Source organism: Caballeronia sordidicola, from assembly GCF_000729995.1.
Lineage (GTDB): Bacteria > Pseudomonadota > Gammaproteobacteria > Burkholderiales > Burkholderiaceae > Caballeronia > Caballeronia sordidicola_A.
Window position 1 is genome coordinate 1 of the sequence record NZ_JNFG01000121.1, and the last position, 454, is coordinate 454.

Annotated in this window: 1 pseudogene; it reads left to right on the forward strand. The window is 64.5% G+C overall.

Annotated elements, in window-relative coordinates:
• Positions 1-222: 222 nt before the first annotated feature.
• Positions 223-454: pseudogene (locus FH08_RS54480) on the forward strand (hypothetical protein); the annotation flags it as partial.

A 454-nucleotide genomic window follows, 5' to 3' on the forward strand; every position in this document is an offset into this window, starting at 1 on the left:
AGCACGCTCATCAGCGGGCTGACAGGCGGCACCGCAAACGGCTCAAGCAACACGTCGAACAAGAATCCGCTCGCGCCGGTGACAAATCTGGTCGGCGGATTGCTCGGCGGCATCACCGCGGGTGGCAAATAAGCGTTACTTCAAAGCGTTATTTCGACAAAACGGCCGGGCCCCAAAAAACCAATAGCCCGGCCGCCGCAATGTCATGACGACGAGGATGAACTGAACTCAACTTTAGACACTGTCGCGCCCATTCGCGACTCGCGGCCGCGCTCGGCCACACCGTTTTCGGTCGGCCTGCTCGGCATCGCGGCCGGGCTGTTCACGCTCTGGCTGCTGCGCGACAGTACGTCGCTGGACGGCGCGACCCGCAGCCGCGCCGGCTCGTATATCTTCATGGCGGCCGGGCCGCTCCCCGCGGTCATCCTGCAGACCACCGTACCGGCGCCGTGCG